The organism is Pontibacterium sp. (genome assembly GCF_041587635.1).
Taxonomy (GTDB): Bacteria; Pseudomonadota; Gammaproteobacteria; order Pseudomonadales; family Balneatricaceae; genus Pontibacterium.
In genome coordinates, this window is record NZ_JBFGYC010000672.1 from 1 (window position 1) to 1,919 (window position 1,919).

3 protein-coding genes are annotated in these 1,919 nt (G+C 46.2%); all 3 read right to left on the reverse strand.

Annotation, left to right across the window (positions count from 1 at the left end):
* The coding region (locus ABYW01_RS20550; protein ID WP_372836360.1) for a MerR family transcriptional regulator at positions 1-485 on the reverse strand (485 nt) is incomplete at its 3' end.
* A gap of 279 nt (positions 486-764) precedes the next feature.
* Positions 765-1,229: a cyclic nucleotide-binding domain-containing protein gene (locus ABYW01_RS20555; protein WP_372836361.1), complete on the reverse strand. Its 465-nt coding sequence runs from the start codon at positions 1,227-1,229 to the stop codon at positions 765-767.
* Between the two features lie 343 nt (positions 1,230-1,572).
* On the reverse strand, positions 1,573-1,767 hold the full coding sequence (locus tag ABYW01_RS20560; RefSeq protein WP_372836363.1) for an arylamine N-acetyltransferase: 195 nt from the start codon (positions 1,765-1,767) through the stop codon (positions 1,573-1,575).
* Positions 1,768-1,919 lie beyond the last annotated feature (152 nt).

Below are 1,919 nucleotides of genomic sequence, written 5' to 3' on the forward strand. Positions count from 1 at the left end.
AGTGCTTCATATACACGGAGAAAGTCAGCCATGTAACGTTCATGTTCATTCATATTCTTTGATAACCACTTTAATCTTAGGGCTTCTTTTTCGTTGAAGCCTTGTTTTATTAGCCAATCTAAATGTACATCGGGTGCAACTCTATCGATGGTCTCGTGCCATTCTTTATGGCCTGTTTCTCCTAACAGCGCTGCGAGCAAGCGTCTGGCGCTCTGCTTTTCGGCGATTTCATCATCTAATTGAGATAATCGATTCAGCAGAACCTGTCGATCTATCCTGGCGTTTAAGCATGCTTTACATTCATTTAGCGTGAGCCCTCCGGCATGGAGCTGCTGTATCAACCGCAAGCGTTGGACATCGTATTCGCCGTATATGCGATAACCATTACCGAGTCGTTTCCCTTCGATCAGCCCTAGCTTTTCGTAATACAGTAATGTGGTGCGTGATAGTCCAACCTGCTCCGCCAGTTCTGATATTCGATACATAAATGGTTCCTCTTGAAGGAGCGCTACCCCCCATATAAAACCATCATAAACTGTGAAGCAGTAGACAGGTCAACGGATGATTTCTAAGCGATCAGACCAATGTGGTGATTAGAAAATCAGTGAAAAGAACCAAAATAGTTGATGGCGTGAGTCTACTGAGTTGTCCGTACTATCTCGGTAACTGACTTATAGGTTGCGAAAGCAGACTGAGAGATGGGTACGTTCAGGCAAGGTGCGCTGGCGCGGTATAGCGAATTTCTGAGCAACGTTCAGGTTTAGCTATTCCTGAATCGCATGTTTGATATAGGCGCGGCAGATATTACGCGTCAGGTTCATTAACAGGATGAAGGACTGCTCACCATCGATTTCCGGCAGGGAGGCAAACAGAGGGTTTCGAATATGCAGGACTACAGAACCCACTGTCGGTGTTACATCCCCAATCACCGGATTCATTGAGAGCATGCTGATAAAACCAACGCATTCGCCAGGCCTGAGAACGTTAACGATTTGGTTTTTTAGCTGTGGGCCACAATAGAGCGTGCTATCACCTTCGATCTGTATGTAAAAACCGTTCGGAGACTGGCTATCCCGGAATAGCAGATCGCCGGGCTCCGTGCGGTATATCTCGCACTGATCCAGTAGATGTTCGACAAAGTCCTGGGTCAGAGCACCAAACACCGACAATTCCCTAAGGTGCTCGAAGGTGTACTGCTGATCAAACTGCGCTTTAGTTAATGGCTCCATGGATACTACCTCCAACACTCTGCATCCAGTTTAGTTAAATCCTCACCGGGTTCCATCGCAAAGCTGCTTATTTTCAATGGCTAAGGCCAGAATACTGTTAATCTGGTGAGCAAAAAGGTAATAAACACCCGTCTTTCGGCCGTCTCACTAAGAGTGGCGAACAGTGCAAATTGCACCCGCCTTTGTGAAACACGTTTTGAAGTGGCATAGTGAATTTGGCCTCTGCAGCATCGTTCCATACATGTCGTGTTTACAAAGCTTAAATCCTTGATGATCAACTAATACCTCTTTATCGAGGATAAGGGGTATTGGAGCCTAGGGCGTTTGTGAACCAAACCCCGCATCAACAATCCAGCTCATACCTGATTAGTTCAGCAAGGATCAGAAGGTGCCCTCGCCCTGTTACCTCCCCTGAGAGATGCACTCTTCCAAGTATGGGGCGTGCATTAAAACCAAAATGGCATAACGCCAACAGCAGTAAGCTATTCAGCTCGAAACAGTAACCACCCCGATTCGAGTTAACTAATTTTGCGCCAATGAGTCATAGTCAGTTTCAATTGACTTACCTAACACCACATCAAAGGTTTCCAAGGGTATCGCTCTATGCTGTGCCTTATGAATTTCTTTGAGGCCCCGACAATCCCGTGTTGGTCGCGTAGTTAGGTGTATTCTGTTCAGATAACTCTGTTC